The sequence below is a fragment of the Paraburkholderia terricola genome, from assembly GCF_003330825.1.
GTDB lineage: Bacteria > Pseudomonadota > Gammaproteobacteria > Burkholderiales > Burkholderiaceae > Paraburkholderia > Paraburkholderia terricola.
The window spans coordinates 1,577,087-1,594,118 of sequence record NZ_CP024942.1; the positions used below are offsets into that span (position 1 = coordinate 1,577,087).

At 63.0% G+C, this 17,032-nt stretch carries 15 protein-coding genes; 9 read left to right on the plus strand and 6 right to left on the minus strand.

The features are described from left to right. Nucleotides 1-33 precede the first annotated feature (33 nt). Entirely contained in the window at nt 34-1,197 is a 1,164-nt protein-coding gene (locus CUJ90_RS25620; protein ID WP_159442559.1) for a pectate lyase family protein, read from the plus strand. Nucleotides 1,198-1,268: 71 nt separating this feature from the next. Here CUJ90_RS25620 and CUJ90_RS25625 read toward each other — a convergent pair whose 3' ends face one another. After that, nucleotides 1,269-3,509 carry a coiled-coil domain-containing protein gene (locus CUJ90_RS25625; protein WP_161553723.1) on the minus strand — a complete coding sequence of 747 codons (2,241 nt, stop codon included), beginning with the start codon at nt 3,507-3,509 and terminating at the stop codon, nt 1,269-1,271. A 425-nt stretch (nt 3,510-3,934) separates the two neighbouring features. Here CUJ90_RS25625 and CUJ90_RS25630 point away from each other — a divergent pair, with 425 nt between their 5' ends. The 3 genes from CUJ90_RS25630 to CUJ90_RS25640 all read left to right on the plus strand — a co-directional run bounded on the left by CUJ90_RS25630 (nt 3,935) and on the right by CUJ90_RS25640 (nt 6,482). Beyond that, nucleotides 3,935-4,981, plus strand: coding sequence for a sensor histidine kinase (locus CUJ90_RS25630; RefSeq protein WP_073428955.1), 1,047 nt, complete (start codon nt 3,935-3,937; stop codon nt 4,979-4,981). 179 nt (nt 4,982-5,160) lie between these two features. After that, nucleotides 5,161-6,009, plus strand: a complete 849-nt coding sequence (locus CUJ90_RS25635) for an oxidoreductase (RefSeq protein ID WP_073428954.1) — start codon at nt 5,161-5,163, stop codon at nt 6,007-6,009. A gap of 86 nt (nt 6,010-6,095) precedes the next feature. Beyond that, complete coding sequence (locus tag CUJ90_RS25640; protein ID WP_083081529.1) at nt 6,096-6,482, plus strand: BON domain-containing protein; 387 nt, start codon at nt 6,096-6,098, stop codon at nt 6,480-6,482. A gap of 76 nt (nt 6,483-6,558) precedes the next feature. Here the strand turns inward: CUJ90_RS25640 and CUJ90_RS25645 are convergent, their stop codons facing one another. After that, on the minus strand, nt 6,559-7,947 hold the full coding sequence (locus CUJ90_RS25645; RefSeq protein ID WP_073428952.1) for an aminotransferase-like domain-containing protein: 1,389 nt from the start codon (nt 7,945-7,947) through the stop codon (nt 6,559-6,561). 157 nt (nt 7,948-8,104) lie between these two features. Between CUJ90_RS25645 and CUJ90_RS25650 the strand changes: the two genes are divergently transcribed. From CUJ90_RS25650 to CUJ90_RS25660, 3 genes are all read left to right on the plus strand, one after another. Continuing rightward, nucleotides 8,105-9,391 carry a hydroxymethylglutaryl-CoA reductase, degradative gene (locus tag CUJ90_RS25650; RefSeq protein ID WP_083081527.1) on the plus strand — a complete coding sequence of 429 codons (1,287 nt, stop codon included), beginning with the start codon at nt 8,105-8,107 and terminating at the stop codon, nt 9,389-9,391. A 209-nt stretch (nt 9,392-9,600) separates the two neighbouring features. After that, nucleotides 9,601-10,098, plus strand: coding sequence for a hypothetical protein (locus CUJ90_RS25655; RefSeq protein ID WP_083081525.1), 498 nt, complete (start codon nt 9,601-9,603; stop codon nt 10,096-10,098). Then, on the plus strand, nt 10,098-11,477 hold the full coding sequence (locus CUJ90_RS25660; RefSeq protein ID WP_083081523.1) for a tripartite tricarboxylate transporter permease: 1,380 nt from the start codon (nt 10,098-10,100) through the stop codon (nt 11,475-11,477). Before CUJ90_RS25655 ends, CUJ90_RS25660 begins: the two co-directional genes overlap by 1 nt. 72 nt (nt 11,478-11,549) lie before the next feature. On the opposite strand, the gene CUJ90_RS25665 is transcribed toward CUJ90_RS25660, so the two are convergent. Further along, the gene (locus CUJ90_RS25665) at nt 11,550-12,113 is read right to left on the minus strand and encodes a thioredoxin family protein (RefSeq protein WP_073428949.1); all 564 of its coding nucleotides are present in this window, start codon (nt 12,111-12,113) and stop codon (nt 11,550-11,552) included. Nucleotides 12,114-12,446: 333 nt separating this feature from the next. On the opposite strand from CUJ90_RS25665, the gene CUJ90_RS25670 reads away from it, so the two are divergent. Then, nucleotides 12,447-14,246: a cytochrome c biogenesis protein DipZ gene (locus CUJ90_RS25670; RefSeq protein WP_083082983.1), complete on the plus strand. Its 1,800-nt coding sequence runs from the start codon at nt 12,447-12,449 to the stop codon at nt 14,244-14,246. Nucleotides 14,247-14,368: 122 nt separating this feature from the next. Further along, the gene (locus CUJ90_RS25675; RefSeq protein WP_083081521.1) at nt 14,369-15,538 is read left to right on the plus strand and encodes an ABC transporter substrate-binding protein; all 1,170 of its coding nucleotides are present in this window, start codon (nt 14,369-14,371) and stop codon (nt 15,536-15,538) included. 52 nt (nt 15,539-15,590) lie between these two features. Here the strand turns inward: CUJ90_RS25675 and CUJ90_RS25680 are convergent, their stop codons facing one another. The 3 genes from CUJ90_RS25680 to CUJ90_RS25690 all read right to left on the minus strand — a co-directional run bounded on the left by CUJ90_RS25680 (nt 15,591) and on the right by CUJ90_RS25690 (nt 17,019). After that, a complete protein-coding gene (locus CUJ90_RS25680; protein ID WP_227470468.1) occupies nt 15,591-16,040 on the minus strand; it encodes a universal stress protein in 450 nt (149 codons plus the stop codon). Nucleotides 16,041-16,144: 104 nt separating this feature from the next. Next, entirely contained in the window at nt 16,145-16,468 is a 324-nt protein-coding gene (locus CUJ90_RS25685; RefSeq protein WP_227470466.1) for an anti-sigma factor family protein, read from the minus strand. Nucleotides 16,469-16,470: 2 nt separating this feature from the next. Then, a complete protein-coding gene (locus tag CUJ90_RS25690) occupies nt 16,471-17,019 on the minus strand; it encodes an RNA polymerase sigma factor (RefSeq protein WP_083081517.1) in 549 nt (182 codons plus the stop codon). Nucleotides 17,020-17,032 lie beyond the last annotated feature (13 nt).

Consider the following 17,032-nt stretch of genomic DNA (forward strand, 5'->3'; position numbering starts at 1 on the left):
GGCAACAAGAACTCGGGCGCGAACGACCGGCGAGTGTCCGCCACTCCCACGACCAGCACCGCCGCGCCGCAATACGTGGCTTCCGGGCCGCAAGCCACGCCGTCCTCCACGGCGGCAAGCTCGGGCGATCATTCGCGCGAAACCCTGGCGGCGGGGCACGGCTGGGGCGCACAGAACGGTGGCGTCACGGGCGGGTCGAAGGCCGATGCGGCGCACGTGTACACGGTGTCGACGCGTGAGCAACTGCTTGCCGCGCTCGGTGGAAACAATGCGACGAACGGCTCCAACGCCACTCCCAAGATCATCCAGATCAAAGGCAACATCGATCTGAACGTCGACAGCAACGGCAAGGAATTGGCTAAGGGCGATTTCGCGAACGAGAAAGCGCAATTGGCGCACGACATGCTGAACGTGGGCTCCAACACCACGATCATCGGCCTGGGCGCCAACGCGGGCATCAGCGGCGGCGGATTCAATCTGAGCAATCAGCACAACATCATCGTGCGCAATCTGGCGATGACCTCGCCATTCGATTTCTTCCCCGGCAAGGACGCTGAAGGCAATCCGCATGGGCGCGTTTACAGCATCGAGGCGAAGGGCACGCAGAACCTGTGGGTCGACCACAACACGTTCAAGGACGGCGCGACGCCATCGGGCGCCATCAGCGGAGATCAACTGGATTTTACGGACGGCGCGAACTATGCAACGGTCTCCTACAACCAGTTCCAGAGCCATAACAAATCAATCCTGATCGGATCGAGCGACGGCATGACGAGCGACCGCGGCAAACTCAACGTCACCATCGATCACAACCTGTTCGCCGGCGTATCGCAGCGCGATCCCCGCGTGCGCTTCGGCAACGTCGAGGTCGCCAACAATCTCTACCAGGACAGCTCATCGCAAGCGAATCGCTTCCAGTACAACCTGGGCGTCGGTGTCGAGTCGAAGATCACGTCGCAGAACAATGCGTTCGAAACGAACGGCGTCAATGAGGAAAATCTCGTGAAGCGCTTTGGCGCCTCGGGCCATCTGACCGATTCGGGTTCGCTGGTGAACGGCCGGTCCGTCAATCTGTCGTCTTCGCCGACTGGAAGCGGCCCGGGAGCAGGATCGATCGCGCATCTCGATCCCACCAACGAGGTTGCGGCAATCGTGTTGGCTCAGTCGGGTGCGGGCAAGATCGACCTTGGAGCATAAGTAAAGATCAGAGCCGCGCGGACACACGCAATGTTTATCCGCGCGGCGTCGCCGCAAAACAACGGCGCACGTCAGTACGGCGATATCCACGGATGCAAATGGCTGATACGCGCGCCTTGGCCGCGCACCCATTCGAGTGCGTACTGGCTCGTGCCGGTGCGCGATTCCTCGACGCCGCGCGTGCTGTTGCGCACGCCGTGGCCGATGGTTCGGCCGTGATGGCACAGCGCGTCGATGCGCCCGCCCGGATAGCCTTGCGCAATCTGCTCGAAGGCTCCACGGTCTTGCGCAAGCAGCGCCGAGCGGGGCTGTTCGATCTCGTGACGCGCGACTTCGGCAATGACACGCAGCACCCCGGCGCGTGAAACGAAGGTGCCCGTGCGCATCACCTTGTTCATCCGCGTGTGCATCTGTTCGGTTGTCTGCCCGACGTGCACCTTGACCACGCGTTCAAGCGCGCCGCGTGAGATCACCTGCAATAGCGCCGGCTCGCGTGTGGCTTTGTCCCAGAGTCGACCGATGCGGTTTTCGAGCTGTTCGCTCTGATTGCTCCGGGCAGCGCGCTCGCGTATTTGTGTCTTGCTTCCTTCGCGCAGATGCTTCAGTGTCTGGTGGTGAGCCGACAGTTGCTGACCGATATCCTCCACTTCATCGGATACGGTCATATGGCGTGCGCTGAGCTTTGCGTAATGCTCGAACTCTTTCTTGTGCTGCTCCGCGTATTGAAGTATTTCGCCTTGCAGACGCCCGATGCGGATTTCCAACTGATCGATATCGACACGGCTCGGACCTGCTCCAACCGTATCGAGCTCATCTGTCTTCGGCTTCGGCGCGCCTTCGCGCGTGAGCCTGTTGCGCTCGGCGTTCACTTCGTTGATCTTGTCTTTGTAGTAGGCGTCGAGCCGGGGCGCCACGCGCTGGCCCAGCGCTTCAATGTCGTCGATGTCGATGATCCCGGCGAAGCGTTTCTCCACCGCCTCGATCATGGCCTGAAACGCCGGGCGATTCGCGGTGAGCGCGGCGGTCACTCTCTCGACCTGCTCCGCCGCGAGCGCGATGTCCGGACCGATCAGGCGCAACTCACCGAACGTCACGCCGGGCGATTGACGTTGCACCGCGGCCTGGAGGTTCTGCTGCGCGTTCCTGAACGAGCGAAGTACCTCGCGTGTCGCGATTTGCGCGGGTGTCACGCCCAGCCAGCGGCGAAACCCATTCATGTAGTCCATTGTCTTGCCTTGCCGCCGCGCAACCGTCGCCACGCGCAAGCAACGGGCGAAGTCCTCCACCAGTAAAGCCTCGACGACGGGATACAACGGCTTGAGCCGCGGATGCAACACGAGCGCCATGAACGCCTGCAACGCTTGTTCCGCGTCGACTTGCGGTTGCGCAGCACCGCTTTGCGCGATGCGATCGAGCGCGGTGGCGAAAGACTCCTCGAACTGGCGCTCGAGATCCACCGGACGGCGCGACCTTCGGCCTTGCGCGGGCTGCAGAGCGTGCAGCCATTCGGTGACCTTGCCCGCAAGTTCGGGACTCACGGTATCGATCATTTCGAAGGCGCCGACGTCCGCCAATGCGCGCAGCGCGTCGCGGCTCGCGACGGCTTGCACTTCATGCGCCGCCTTGCCGCGGCTGCTCTTCAGGAGTTGGGCCTGTTGTCCCAATGCGGCGATGCGTTGCTCGTGCGCGGCGCGCAGCTCGGCGCGGCTCGTGGCGACTGGCGACGGACGAGGTGCGGTGGGCGCGTCGGCGGTACGGGCTTCATGCAATTGTTCGAGGCGGCTCGACTTTTCCTCGAGTGACGCGTTCAGTTTTTCGACGGCCGCACGCGCGTGTTCGCACTGTTTGCCGAGCGTGTCGACCGTGCGCCGCGCAATGTCGCGGCGGGCTTCGAGCCGCGTGATGGCCTGCTGCACGTCGGCTTGCGACATCTCGGGCGCATCGGGCGCATCGGCCGCATCGGCCTGAGGCGGCGCCTTCAAAGCGAGCAATTGAGCCTCGGCTTCGCGGATTTCGTTGGCGAGTGCCAGCACCGCGTCGATATCGCGTTGCCTCGCCGCGAGCACGGTCGCACGGCTCGCAGGCTCCGGCGCTTGCTGCGCGAGGGGCGTCGCGTCGATCGAGGACGATGACGACGCGCCTTCAGCCGCCGGCGCACGCGCCGGCAAGCCGGCGATGAGCGGGTTTGCGCCGGCGCGCAAGCCGCGTCCCCGTGGCGTGGGCTGCCGCGCGCCGGGTTGTGCTCCGCTCGTCGCGGCTTCTTGCTCCGGCACTTCGTGAGGTCGTTGCGGTGATCGAATCGGCTGAACCATATGCATCCTTTCGTCGGGCGGCGGCTCACCGATGCTGCCGCCCGAAAGCAGAGATATCCGCGACGCATGAGCCTATGACGCGCCCATTGTGATGGCCGGCATTCCGCAAGCAACGAAGAGGCGGCGAACAGGCGGCGACGGTGGCGAACCGCCGAGCGAGCATCGGGCGGCATCTTTGCCGACAGCGCAGCCGTACCGCGTCCGCACCAGCACCGAATAACGAACTGCGCACTGGAACTGTCCGCGGCCAATGCGAACGGCATGCCCCGGAATCCAAGGTTTACCTGCGCTGCATGGCCAAGCCGTGAACTGTCACAGGTACAGTTGGCTGTCTGTAGTCGCTAACTGTACCTTTCAAAAGGGTACAAACCACCTATTATTCGCGCATCCACTTCCGGCAGAACGAGAGCACCAGGAGAACGAAGATGATCGCGTATCCGACCCATCCATGTGACGCGCTGTTGGAATCATTCGAGCGGGATCGCGCCAGTTCGGCTCGCCTTCCGCGAAGTCTGCCGGTGCGGGTATGGGGCGTGTGCGCGGTACTGTTGGTGGCCGGCATGGGCGTCTATTGCGTGCGTCTGGAGGAAGTGTCCGCGTGGCCGGTGCGGGCGAGCATTGCTCTGCCGCTCATCGTGATGACTGTTCTCGCGATGAGCGTTGCCACTCTGGCGAGCCTGAAGGTGTCCGAGCTTCTGGACTGTCTGAAGCAGCTCACCGCCGCAATCGAGGCGGAGGATGGCGAGGGTACAGGGGCGGCGCTATCCGAACACGGTCCGCGGGCCGTTGCGGATCTGGCTCGCGCGATCAACCGCTCCGCACGTCATCGCGCGGGGCGACAGGCGGAATTGCTTCAGGTGCTCGCCGCCTACGCGCACGATCAGCGCACACCGCTGACACGGATGGGCATGCGCTGCGAACTGCTCGACGACCCGGCGGCGCGGGAAGCCTTGCAACGCGATCTCGCGGAGTTGGCCGAACTGGTCGAGGCCAGCCTCTCCTGCGCGCGCATGCAGTGCAGCGCTGGAGAAAAGACCCAGCGCGTCGACGCGGACGATCTGCTGGGCGCACTGATCGGCGACTACCAGGACGCGGGCCGCACGGTTGCGCTGGAGGGACGCGTGGGGCGTCCGGTCGTCACCTGCCCGCATGCGTTGCGCCGTGTGCTCATGAATCTGATCGACAACGCGCTGCGCTACGGCGGCGACGCGCGCCTGTGCGTCCGGGTCGAAGCGCGCCGGCTGGTGCTGGCCGTGGTGGACTCGGGACCCGGTATCGTCCCCGCGCAGATGGATGCGGTGTTCGCGCCGTGGTACAGGTCGCCGGAGACCGCCGCGCGTGCGCCGGGTTCGGGATTGGGGCTGGCTATCGCACGGCGTCTGACGCTGGCGATGCGCGGCGAGCTTCAACTGGAAAACCGGCGCACGGGAGGTCTCGAAGCGCGGCTCACCTTGCCGCTGGTCGCCGCCTGAGTGCGCTCGCTTCAATTCTTTTTATCCTGCTTTGTCACGCGATACGTTTCGATACGCCGCGGACATACACGAGATACATGACCCACTTCTAATGGCTACATGGCGTCGGTTTAGCCAGATCGACAACGGCTCCGCGCATTCTCAGCAATATCGATCGGAACAGATAAGGGAGCTTAAACATGAGTGGCAGCAAAACCTGGTTCATCACCGGCTGCTCAGGCGGCTTGGGTCGTCAGCTTGCCGAGGCCGTACTCGCTAGCGGTCATACGCTGGTGGCAACGGCGAGGGACGTGGCGCGTCTGAATAGTCTGGTGGACGCATATGGCGATCGGGTTCGCGTGATTCCATTGGATGTCACCGATCCCGCCGCGGCGCGCGGTGCTCTTAATGTCGCCGTGGAGCAATTCGGCCGCCTCGACGTGCTGGTGAACAACGCGGGCTACGCCGATCTTGCGTCGATAGAAGATGTCAGCGACAAGGCGCTGCGCGACCAGATGGAGGTCAACTTCTTCGGCGTGTGCAATGTCAGCCGCGCGGCGCTGCCGATCATGCGCCAGCAACGAGCCGGCCACATCATGCAGATCTCCTCGGTCGGCGGACGAGTGGCGGGTCCCGGACTCGCCGCCTATCAGGCAGCCAAATGGGCAGTGGGCGGTTTCTCCGAAGTGCTGGCCAAAGAGGTGCGCGATTTCGGCATCAAGGTAACGATCGTCGAGCCGGGTTCGATGCGAACCCAGTGGGCCGGTTCGTCGATGAACATTGCGCCGATCAGCGACGCGTACAAGCCGGTCATCGAACCGGTTGCCGCACGGCTGCGCCGCATCGACGGAAATCAGCCCGGCGATCCTGCGCGGATTGCCCGGGTGCTGCTCGACATTGCCGGCTCGCCGACGGCGCCCTTGCGATTGCTGATGGGCAGCGACGCCGTCGCGGCTGCCGGCGAAGCGGCAAGATTCCGCGCGGAAGAGGACGCCCAATGGCGTGAAGTGAGCGAATCGGTTGCGTATCCGCCGGTTCACGCTGAATGAAGCTGGCCGGATGATTTGCTGGTGGCAATGGTGTACTGGAACTCGAACGACTTTTTCTCATACCTCGAATAAAGGATCATGAAATCATGAAACTCAGACTACTCGCCATGAGCAGCGGCCTTGCTATCGCTGTCGCGGCTTTCGCGTACACGCCGGCATTCGCGGCGGACGCGGCGGCTGCCGCATCGGATACCACCGTTGCGGCCGGCACGCAGGCAACGCCGACCAGGAAGTCGGTTCGCGCGGCCAATCGCGCATTTTCCAAAACGGTCCAGAAGGCTATTTTCAAAACCGCGGGTCTGCAGGACACGACGATCGCCGTTTTCGGCAATGCGAAAACCGGGCACGTGACGCTGGCCGGTCAGATCTCAAGCGAGGATCAGGACGCGCTGGCTGTGGATGCCGCCAGGAAAGTGCAGGGCGTTAGCTCGGTTAGCAGCAAACTGACGTTGCGCGAGCAAGGCGGCGGTTAAACGGTAGCCGCGGCGGTAGCGGCGTCACCGATACGCGATATCCGCAACTGCAATTGCGGATATCGCGTTGCGCCGTTTACGGCGCCACCGCACGCAGAGCGTTGACGAATCGTTCGTCGGCGAGATAGCTGACGTTGAATCTGCAATATGCCGACACCTGATCCGATGCCGGCGAAAAAACGGCGCCGGGCGCGAGGATCACGCCCCGTTCGAGCATGGCCTTCGCGAGCTTCATCGAGTCGGGCCATTCGGGCAAGGACGCCCACAAGTACATGCTTTGCTCGCTTTCCTTGAAGATCTCCGCGCCCAGTTTCTTCAATGAATTCTTCGCGCTCGCTGTCGCGCGCCGCAGCTTTTCCTGAAGCTGATTCGTGTGCCGCAGGAAATGACCGTCGCTGACGATAGCGGCCAGGGTTCGCTCGCTGTATTCGGAACTGCTCACGTGAATCAGCATTTTCACGTCGGCAAGATCGCTCGCGAGTGCCGCATTGCATGCCAGAAAGCCGACGCGCAACGCGGCGGAGACCGACTTCGAAAAGCTGCCGATGTAAATGGTGCGGCGTAACTGGTCGAGTGTGGCGATGCGCGTCAATGCGCGCGGTTTCAGATCGGCGAACGCGTCGTTCTCCACAATCACGGTGTCGTGCATTTCGGCGAGTTGCAGAATGCGATATGCCTTTGCCGCGCTCGTATCCGTGGCCGTGGGATTGTGTCCCACCGATTGCGTGAAGAACAGCTTCGGCCGATATTCGATCATGCAGCGCTCGAGCTCGGCGAGGTTGGGGCCGTCGACTTCGCGCGGCACGCCGATGATGTTGGCGCCGCTCAATTTCAGTTTGCCGAAGAGCGGGTAGTAACCGGGATCGTCCACCAGCACCGCGTCGCCAGGCCGCACGAAGTAGCGCAATACGAGGTCCATTGCCTGATTCGCGCCATGAGTGAGGACGATCTGCGAAGGCGGGGCCTCGATTTCGTATCCCGACAATTTCTGTTGCAACGACTGGCGCAGCGGCAGATAGCCGTAGCGGCTCCCGTATCGAAAGAGCGACGCGACGCCGGTGCGTACCACCCGTTGATGGTACTGATCGAGACGGGTCGCTTCCAGCCATTCGATAGGCGGGAAGCCTTCGCCAAGATTGAGCACCTCGGGCTTGACCTGCAATTGTTCGCGCATCAGCCAGACGGTATCCATCGCCCGGTCGAGCACGCCTGTTTCATCGGCCTCGGTGGCGGCCTTCACTCGCCGCGCGACATAGAAGCCCGAGCCGCGACGCGGTTCTATCAAGCCCCTTGCCGTGAGCATTTCGAATGCGCTGATGACGGTGTTCTTGGAGCACCCCGATGCGTCGGCATATTCCCTGATCGAGGGTAGCTTGGCGCCGGTGGGAATAACGCCTTCTTCAATCTGTTTGGCGAGATTGTCTGCGATGGAACCGGATAGGCTGACATTGGCGCGCAGGCTCATCGTCGCTCCGCGGGAAATGGAAAGTGTTATGGGTATGGCGCTGGAACTGTAAGCTCAAACTGTACCTTTAAAAGGGGTACGGTCTGCCTATTATTGATCCTTTAATTCATGGTCGCAAGCGCGAATCAATTCAGCGACCGTCACCGGAGGACAATTAATGGCAATCGATTCGACGCTTCCGAATTTCCGCTCACTCAGTCCCGAAGAACGTCTTGCGCAGGTCTGCAAGGCGGCAGGTCTCGACGCTTCGCAGCACGCGCAATTGGCCGGGCCGGGTGCGCTCTCGCTCGAAACGGCCAACGGAATGATCGAAAACGTCATCGGCACTTTCCAGTTGCCCATGGCGGTAGCCGGCTATTTCCAGATCAACGGAAAAGACGTGATCGTGCCGATGGTGGTCGAGGAACCTTCCATCGTCGCCGCTGCTTCATTCATGGCGAAGCTCGCGCGAGTGGGCGGCGGCTTCCATACCTCGAGTACGGGACCACTGATGCGCGCACAGGTACAGGTGGTCGGCATAAGTGACCCGCATGGCGCGCGACTCGCGATTCTCCAACGCAAGAACGAACTGATCGGCCTCGCGAATAGCCGCGACAAAGTACTGCTCGGTTTGGGCGGCGGCTGTCGCGACATCGAGGTACAGGTCTTTCCGGATACGCCGTGCGGCCCGATGATCGTCGCGCATCTGATTGTCGACGTGCGCGATGCGATGGGCGCCAACACGGTCAACACGATGGCGGAGTCGGTCGCCGAGCGCGTCGAGATCATCACCGGCGGCAAGGTGCGCTTGCGCATTCTCTCCAATCTCGCCGACTTGCGACTCGCGCGCGCCTATGTGCGGTATTCGCCGGACACGCTCGCCACGAAAGAGTATTCAGGCGAAGAAGTCATCGACGGCGTGATCGAAGCGTATCTGCTGGCCGCCATCGACCCCTATCGCGCGGCGACGCATAACAAAGGCATCATGAACGGCATCGATCCGGTGATCGTCGCGACCGGGAACGACTGGCGCGCGGTGGAAGCGGGGGCTCACGCCTATGCGGCCCGGAGCGGCCGTTATTCATCGCTCACGATATGGGAGAAAGCGGAGAACGGCGATCTCGTCGGGACGATCGAGATGCCGATGGCGGTCGGGCTGGTTGGCGGTGCAACGAAGACGCATCCGCTCGCGCGTCTCGCGCTCAGGATAATGGACGTCGACTCCGCGCAGGAACTCGCGGAGATTGCGGTCGCCGTCGGCCTGGCCCAAAACATGGGAGCCCTGCGTGCACTGGCGACCGAGGGCATTCAACGCGGTCATATGACATTGCATGCGCGCAATATCGCCTTGGGCGCGGGCGCGACGGGTGGGGATGTTGACTGGCTAGTCCAGAAAATGATAACTTCAATGGACTTTCGCACCGACTTCGCAAAAGAAGTACTCAACGGTCCACGCGATGCATGACATTTTCGAGGGCTCGATTTGCCGGCATCCGCAACGGGCGGTCTCCGGCAAGCGGGCGCGGCCAACGCATGGGTCGCGTTCGTCACCCATCACGATTTCAGATGGTGTTGTATTCAGCAGGAACCGGAGAGCAATGTAGCGAAGTGTTTGTCCGTCTCCGCGAAGAATGCGTACGCTTTGAATAAACACTTCGATCAGGAGAGAGACAATTGGAACAACCCAGTGCCAGTGCAACGCCGGCCGCGAGAGACGGTTCCGGCATTCGCGCGCGCGCCGACGCATCGGCTTTCGTGCTCGCCGAAGTATGGGGCGACACGGTCGACCTCCGGCATCTGGCGTGGTCCGTGGTACTGGGTGTAGCCCTGAGTGTCGCGGCGTTCGAGGCCGGTCAAGCGGTGTTGTCCTCGGCTGCGCGCGATCCGGCAATCGTGCGTGCCTATGCCATGCTGATCGGACTCGGCGGATGCGTGGCGGCGGGCGCGCTCAGTGCCGTTTTCTTCCCGCCAAAGCGCGTCGTGATCGAACACACGGTCGACGAATCGGACCGGCTGCGGGTGCTCGATCAACTCGGTGAAGAATGCGGCGGCATCGGATCGCTCTCCGATCTTCCGGCTAGCGCCGTGGCCGAATTGAGGGAGCTGGGGCTGTACGATCCGTTTGCCGCCTACGAGGCTTCCCGAGTAGCCGGGCACGAGGGGAAGCGCTGATGGACTCGCTGCTTCACGCGCTACCCGTGGCTCTCGCAATGGGACTGATAGGCGCCGTCGTGTTCGCCGCGATCGGCCTCGTCTCAGGCACCGACGAAACCACGACCATCGCGCCGCTGACCTTGCTCGTGGCCTTGCTCGGCGTGCCGCCGGCCGGGGTATTCACATTTTTCATGTCGGGCGCGATAGCCAAGCATATGACGCACGCCATTCCCACCGCGTTGCTGGGCATTCCGGGCGACACGATGGCTGCGCCGCTTCTGCAGCAAGCCGCGATGCTGCGCTCGCTGGGCGTGCCGCATATCGCCTTGCGCAAGATGATATCCGGCGCGATCGTGGCGGCCTTGGTCGCGGTGCCTTTCGCCGTGCTGTTCGCGGTCATGCTCGCGCCCTTCGGCGGGGTGATCGCGAGCGCCGCGCCGTGGGTGTTCCTGTTCGCGGCAGTGTGCATCGCCTATTGTTCGATGGGTCGATGGGCTTCGGTGCTGTTGCTGATTCCGTTTGTCTTGCTGATCGTCGGGCTTCAGGCGCTGACGCGCAGTCATGGGGTCAACCTGAGCGTGAGCTATTTTCTCGGCATTGCCATTGGTCCCTTGATTACCGACCTGTTCTCGATACTCTCGCCGGCGGAAAGGCGGCGCATGCGTCGCGATAGCATGTCGAGATTCGCGCTGGCACCGGACCTCAAGGGTTGGCGCGGGTACTTTCCCAATCCGCTCAAGGTGCTCGACCGGCAGCAGATTGCCTATACCGTGGCGACGGCAGCAGTGTCGAGTGCAACGTTTGTTTTCAGCCCGGTCGCAATGACGGTGCTCATGGGCGAAGTCGTCGGCGCGCGAATCCGGCACGCGTACCAGCGTCTGACAACCGTCATCGCCGTGCGGAACGGCGTGACCGAAGCCACTTATATTGCCGAGGCGCTGATTCCGCTCATCGCGTTCGGCTTGCCGCTCAGCCCGGTGGCGGCGGGGCCCGCCGCGCCGCTCTTCAATGCGCCTCCGCGCTTTACTGTGAATGAAGCAACCGGACACATCGACAACCTGCATACGCTGATGTCGACGTGGCAGTTTCTGGTGTTCGGCTTGCTGTCGGTTCTTCTGGCGGCATTGATCGCTTATCCGCTCGCCATGAACCATGCGCACCGCGCGGCTTCCTTCGTCGCGCGCAAGCTGAGTCATGAGGCGATAATCGCGACGTTTTCCGGCCTGATCGCGGTGATCGGTCTCTGGGAAGGACAGTTGCTCGGGCTTGCCGTGATTCTCACCGTCGGCCTTTTTGGCGGATTGCTCGCCCGGCTGTTTGCGTTTAATACCGGCGTCCAGTTCATGGGCTATTACGCCGCCGTGCTAAGCGTGCCGGCGATCAGCAAGCTGTTCTGACGCGCACGCCTCACGCCGCTGGCGGAGGCGCTTCGTGCGCGTTCATCGGTTCGATTCGATACCGCTGCGAAATCAGCCTTGTTTTCTGTCGAGGCCGAGCAAGCCGCGGATCTTGCCTTCCGTTTCCGCATAGCGGCCCTCGCCGAAATGGCTGTACACCAGTTTGCCGTTCTGGTCGAACAGATACAGCGCGGGCCAGTATTGATTGCCGTACGCATCCCATGTCGCGTACTGGTTGTCCTGCGCGACCGGGTACTCGATGCCGAAGCGTTTCACCGCATTCTTCAGATTGCCGGTGTCGCGCTCGAACGAGTATTCGGGCGTATGCACGCCGACGACCACCAGTCCCTTGTCGTGATAGCGGGCGTACCAGTCCTTGACGTGCGGGAGCGTGTGCGCGCAGTTGATGCAATCGAATGTCCAGAAGTCGACGAGCACGACCTTGCCGCGCAATTGCGCCTTGTCGAGCGGCGCACTGTTGATCCAGGTGCCAATGCCCGTGAAAGCCGGCGCGGACGCTCCGGTTTGCAGCGAGGACGTCTGGCCGGTCGCGCCGCCGGTATAGGCGAAGCCGGCGAGCAAGGCTGCGCCGGCCACGCCCGCGACGATGGCGGCCATCTTGAGACGATCGAACATGAAGAATCTCCAATGAGTCAGTACCTGAGCGTATTGGAGCGCATGGAAGTATCTGGCTTGTGTCCGCCGCGGGCCGGTGTGAAATTCTTCGTGTCGCTAGCGCGGCCAGATACGTTCGGATACAACGAGGACGGCGGCCCGCGGCCGGATGGCGGCGCTTTGTATCGCCATGTGTCGCGGGCCGCAATCGATACATTGCGTTGCGCGTTGCCCGTTTGCTGAAATCCTTCCGATACATGAGAGCGGTGGAATACGGCTCATGGCCCGTTACGCCGTTTCACGCGGCGTTCGATGCCGGTCCGTCCAATTGCCTACTGTCTGGATACCGATCTCATGTTACTCATCGTCATCGCATTCCTCGCGGGCGTGTTCACTATCCTGAGCCCCTGCATTCTGCCCGTCGTGCCGTTCGTGTTCGCACGCTCCGACCGGCCGTTCGTGACGGACCGCCTGCCTCTTCTTGTCGGCCTCGCGGGCACCTTTGCGCTGGTGACCGGGCTCGGCACGGCCGGTCTGAGCGGCGCGGCGCAACTGAGCGAGTACGGGCGCTGGATATCGCTCGCACTTTTCGCGGTATTCGGCGCAGCGCTGCTGTTCCCGGAGATTGCGTCGCGCCTGTCGCGCCCGCTCTCCGGCCTCGCCGACCGCTTCGTCGCGAGTTCGCAAGGCCAGGGCGCGACGCGCCGGATCGGCTCGGCGGTGTTGCTCGGCGCGGCGACTGGCCTGCTGTGGGCACCGTGCGCGGGACCCATTCTCGGCCTGATCCTGACCGGCGCCGCGCTGCATGGCGCGAGCTGGCAAACCGGGGCGGCGCTCGCCGCCTACGCCGGCGGCGCAGCGTGCTCGCTGGCGGTCGTGTCCGGGCTGGGCAAGCGCTCGCTGGATCTGCTCAAGCGTTCTTTCGGCCTCGGCGAGGGATTGCGCCGTGCAATGGGCGCACTGGTGCTGCTCACCGTGGGAGCGATCGCGCTGGGCATCGACACGCGGATTCTCGCGTACGTTCCGTCGGCTCCGACCAACGCTATCGAGAGCAGGCTGGTCAATCTGCTCGCAACGAAAAAGCCGGTGCCCGCAGCCGCGCAAGCGGACCGCATCGTGCGCGTGTCGAGTACGTCGAACGTGTCGAGCGTGTCGAACGTGTCGGGTGCCTCGACGCCTGCCGCTCTGCCCGTGCAGGGCCGCCTGCCCTCGCTCGACGGCGCGACCTCATGGCTGAACAGCGCGCCGCTTTCCAGCGACGCGTTGCGCGGCAAGGTTGTCGTGGTCAACTTCTGGACCTACTCGTGCATCAACTGTTTGCGGACTTTGCCGTATCTGAACACATGGGCGCAGCGCTATCACGACGACGGCCTCGTCGTGATCGGCGTGCACACGCCGGAGTTCGGTTTCGAGCACGACGCGGGCAACGTCGAACGCGCGCTGGGCGACCTGAACATCCACTACCCGGTGGCGATCGATAACGGCTACCGCATCTGGCAGGCGTTCGGCAACCAGTACTGGCCGGCGTTTTATATCGTCGATGCGCAGGGCCGCATCCGCTATCACCACTTCGGCGAAGGCGGCTATGACGAAGCGGAACAGGCCATCCGGCAACTGCTGGCCGACCACGGCGGTTCGCTGCCCGCCGCGGCCCGGCAGCCGGTGCAGGCAACCGGCGCGCAAGCCGCCGCGGACCCGGCGGATGTCGGCTCGGGCGAGACCTACGTGGGTTACCGGGAGGCGCAGGGCTTCGCATCGTCACAGCGCGTGAAGCGCGATGCCGCGTTCGCCTATACGCTGCCCGCGCAACTGCCGCTCAACAACTGGGGGCTGGCGGGCGAGTGGAACATCGGCGCGGAGTCCGCCGTGCCGACCGCGCGGCAAGGGCGCATCGCTTATCGCTTCCATGCGCGCGACCTGCACCTGGTGCTGGCGCCGACCGCGGATGGCAAGCCCGTGCGCTTCCGGATCACCGTCGACGGAGCGGCGCCCGGCGCGGCGCACGGTGCCGATGTGGCCAGCGACGGTACGGGAGTGGTGACGAGCGCGCGTCTGTATCAGCTCGTGCGTCAGCCGGGTCCGGTGAATGACCGCACGTTCCAGATCGAATTTCTCGATCCAGGCGTGAAGGTGTTCAGCTTCACATTCGGTTGATCATGCGGCAGCCTGGCAATCGAGGTGCCGCGATGGAATAAACCGATACGCTCGATTGTTATACGAGGCTCGATCCGCGCTTTCGCGACACGGGACTGTCTATTCAAATGAGAGCAATCAACATGAATTCGTTTTTTTCGTCCGTGCTCAAGCCGCTCCACGCCGCTTGTCTGATCGCCGGCGTCTGGAGTCTTCAGGCGCATGCCGAAGTGAAAATCGGCGTAACCGTGTCGGCTACAGGGCCGGCTGCGTCGCTCGGCATTGCGCAGAAGAATACGATCGCCTTGCTGCCAAAAGAAATCGACGGGCAGAAGATCGACTACATTGTGCTGGACGACGCTTCCGATCCTACCCTCGCGGTCAAGAACACCCGCAAGCTCACTAGCGAGGATCACGTCGACGCATTGATCGGCTCGACCATCGTGCCCAATTCGCTGGCGATGATCGACGTCGCGGCGCGGAGTGAGACGCCGATGATCGCATTGGCCGCCGCTGCATCGATCGTCGAGCCGATGGATGCGAAGCGTGCGTGGATCTTCAAGACCCCGCAGAACGACGCGCTCATGGCCGGCGCGATCGTGCAGAACATGGTGGCGCATCACGTAAAGACCGTGGGCTTCATTGGTTTTTCCGATGCGTATGGCGAAAGCTGGCTCACTGAATTCAGAAAGGACGCTGAAAAGGCCAACATCAAGCTTGTCGCAAGCGAGCGCTTCGCGCGCAACGACACGTCGGTAACGGGACAGGTGCTGAAGATCGTCTCGCAGAACCCGGACGCCGTGCTGATCGCCGCGGCCGGCACACCCGCCGCGCTGCCGCAGAAGACGCTGAAAGAGCGCGGCTATAAAGGCGTCTATTACCAGACGCACGGCATCGCCAATAACGATTTCCTGCGGGTTTGCGGCAAGGATTGCGACGGCACGTTGCTGCCAGCCGGCCCGCTGCTGGTCTCCGATCAACTGTCGGATTCGAATCCCGTAAAGCGCAGCGCGCTTGCCTACCGGCAGGCATATGACACGGCATACGGCGCCAACACGGTATCGACGTTCGGCGGCAACGCATGGGACGCGGGCTTGCTGCTGCAACATGCCATACCGCAGGCGCTGAAAAAAGGCCAACCCGGTAGCGAGGCATTCCGCGAGGCGCTGCGCTCGGCGCTTGAAAACACCACCGATCTCCATACATCGCAGGGCGTCGTGAATATGACTGCGGCCGATCATTCCGGCCTCGACGAGCGAGCCCGCGTGATGGTGCGGATCGTTGGCGGCGCGTGGCGGCTCGCTGCGAACTGACGCCCGATGATCTATGTGCGCGGCTTGGCGGGCAGACCGTTTCGGCGCGACGCTACGCCAATGGCAGCGTCACCGTGATGATGGTCGACCCGCACAGACGTTCGGCCAGATCGAGATGAATCGGCCGTTCTCTCCACCAGCGGGCCAGTCCTTTCTGCGCGCGATGTCCGACTACGACGATGTCCGAATTGAAGCTCGCCGCATGCCGGGAAACCGCGTCGACGGTTCGTCCGAAAACGATGTGCCCATGCGCGGTAATGCCGTTGTCGGCCAGCTTGCAGATCGCGGTTCCCAGGGTATGGCGGGCGAGTTCCTCCAGGCGACTATAGGCAAGCTCGCCGAGCATGCCCGCGGAATGCGCGTTCGCGCTGACCGAATCGACGACCGACACGACGTCGACCCGTGCCGACAACGCCAGGGATAGCTCCGAGCAGCGTGTCAACGCGGCTTGCGCTTCTTCTGTTCCGTCGTACACGAGTAGCATTTTCGAAAAGGGTGACATGTTCTGTGTCTATTGCAGGTTGGGGCCGAGATCTGGCCGGAGCCCGATTTTTTCGCCGGCGCAAAGCGCGCGGTGGCTGACACAAAACACGTGATCCAATGGATTTATTCCCGACTGACCGAAGCCCCGCCGCAGAGCCCGCCCGCCATGAACGCTACTGCGAGCCACGGCGCCGCGGTGCGAAGGCGCGAGCGGTTCGAACGCACGGTGTGCGCCTGTGCGAGTTCGTCGATTTTGCGCGGGAGGCTATCCGGAACCGGCGGCAATGCCTGATGTTGAAACGCGCGTTGATACGGCAGCACCGACGCTTCGAGCAACGCAACGCGTTCCGCAATATCAGCCGATGTACTCATCGCCTTTTCGACTTCCTCGCGCTCCCGCGACGTAAGTTCGCCATCCACATAGGCCATGAGCACGATGTCGTCCATTTTCATGCTCCTTGGTCCTCGCTATCCGCCGCGCTTTGCACGCGCTGCTCTTTTTGATCGCTGAACAGGGCGCCGATGGCCTGGCGAGCCCGCGAAAGCCGGCTCATGATCGTGCCGATCGGCACGTCGAGCGCTTCGGCCGCCTCGTTGTAGCTGAGTCCCTCCACGCCCACCAGCAGCATCACCACGCGCTGCGCTTCGGGCAATTGCTGCACCGCCTTGACGATCTGCCCATGCATGGCCTGCTGTTCCGGCGTCCGCGCAGCCGGATCGGCGACGGTTTCGAGGAAGTCGTCGTCCCAATCCATGCCCGAGCGGCTACGCACGCTACGTGCGCGCAATTCGTTGATCCAGGTGGACTGCACGATCGAGAACATCCAGCTAAGCGGCGCGGTGCCGGGTTGCAATTGATGTGCGCGTTCGAGCGCGCGCACGCAGGCGCGTTGCACGAGATCTTCAGCGTCGTGACGGTCGCCCGAAATGCGCAGCGCAAATGCCCAAAGACGCGGGAGCATCGACGGAAGCATGGCGGACAGGTCGGCTGCGGTCATCGACGTTGGCCCT

Excerpts from the sequence above, each read along its gene's own strand:
- CUJ90_RS25650 (WP_083081527.1), top strand. The coding sequence starts at position 8,105 with ATGGCAATCGATTCGACGCTTCCGAATTTCCGCTCACTCAGTCCCGAA.
- CUJ90_RS25660 (WP_083081523.1), top strand. The coding sequence starts at position 10,098 with ATGGACTCGCTGCTTCACGCGCTACCCGTGGCTCTCGCAATGGGACTG.
- CUJ90_RS25680 (WP_227470468.1), bottom strand. The coding sequence starts at position 16,040 with ATGTCACCCTTTTCGAAAATGCTACTCGTGTACGACGGAACAGAAGAA.
- CUJ90_RS25675 (WP_083081521.1), top strand. The coding sequence starts at position 14,369 with ATGAATTCGTTTTTTTCGTCCGTGCTCAAGCCGCTCCACGCCGCTTGT.
- CUJ90_RS25635 (WP_073428954.1), top strand. The coding sequence starts at position 5,161 with ATGAGTGGCAGCAAAACCTGGTTCATCACCGGCTGCTCAGGCGGCTTG.
- CUJ90_RS25625 (WP_161553723.1), bottom strand. The coding sequence starts at position 3,509 with ATGGTTCAGCCGATTCGATCACCGCAACGACCTCACGAAGTGCCGGAG.
- CUJ90_RS25640 (WP_083081529.1), top strand. The coding sequence starts at position 6,096 with ATGAAACTCAGACTACTCGCCATGAGCAGCGGCCTTGCTATCGCTGTC.
- CUJ90_RS25645 (WP_073428952.1), bottom strand. The coding sequence starts at position 7,947 with ATGAGCCTGCGCGCCAATGTCAGCCTATCCGGTTCCATCGCAGACAAT.
- CUJ90_RS25670 (WP_083082983.1), top strand. The coding sequence starts at position 12,447 with ATGTTACTCATCGTCATCGCATTCCTCGCGGGCGTGTTCACTATCCTG.
- CUJ90_RS25665 (WP_073428949.1), bottom strand. The coding sequence starts at position 12,113 with ATGTTCGATCGTCTCAAGATGGCCGCCATCGTCGCGGGCGTGGCCGGC.
- CUJ90_RS25685 (WP_227470466.1), bottom strand. The coding sequence starts at position 16,468 with ATGGACGACATCGTGCTCATGGCCTATGTGGATGGCGAACTTACGTCG.
- CUJ90_RS25630 (WP_073428955.1), top strand. The coding sequence starts at position 3,935 with ATGATCGCGTATCCGACCCATCCATGTGACGCGCTGTTGGAATCATTC.
- CUJ90_RS25690 (WP_083081517.1), bottom strand. The coding sequence starts at position 17,019 with ATGACCGCAGCCGACCTGTCCGCCATGCTTCCGTCGATGCTCCCGCGT.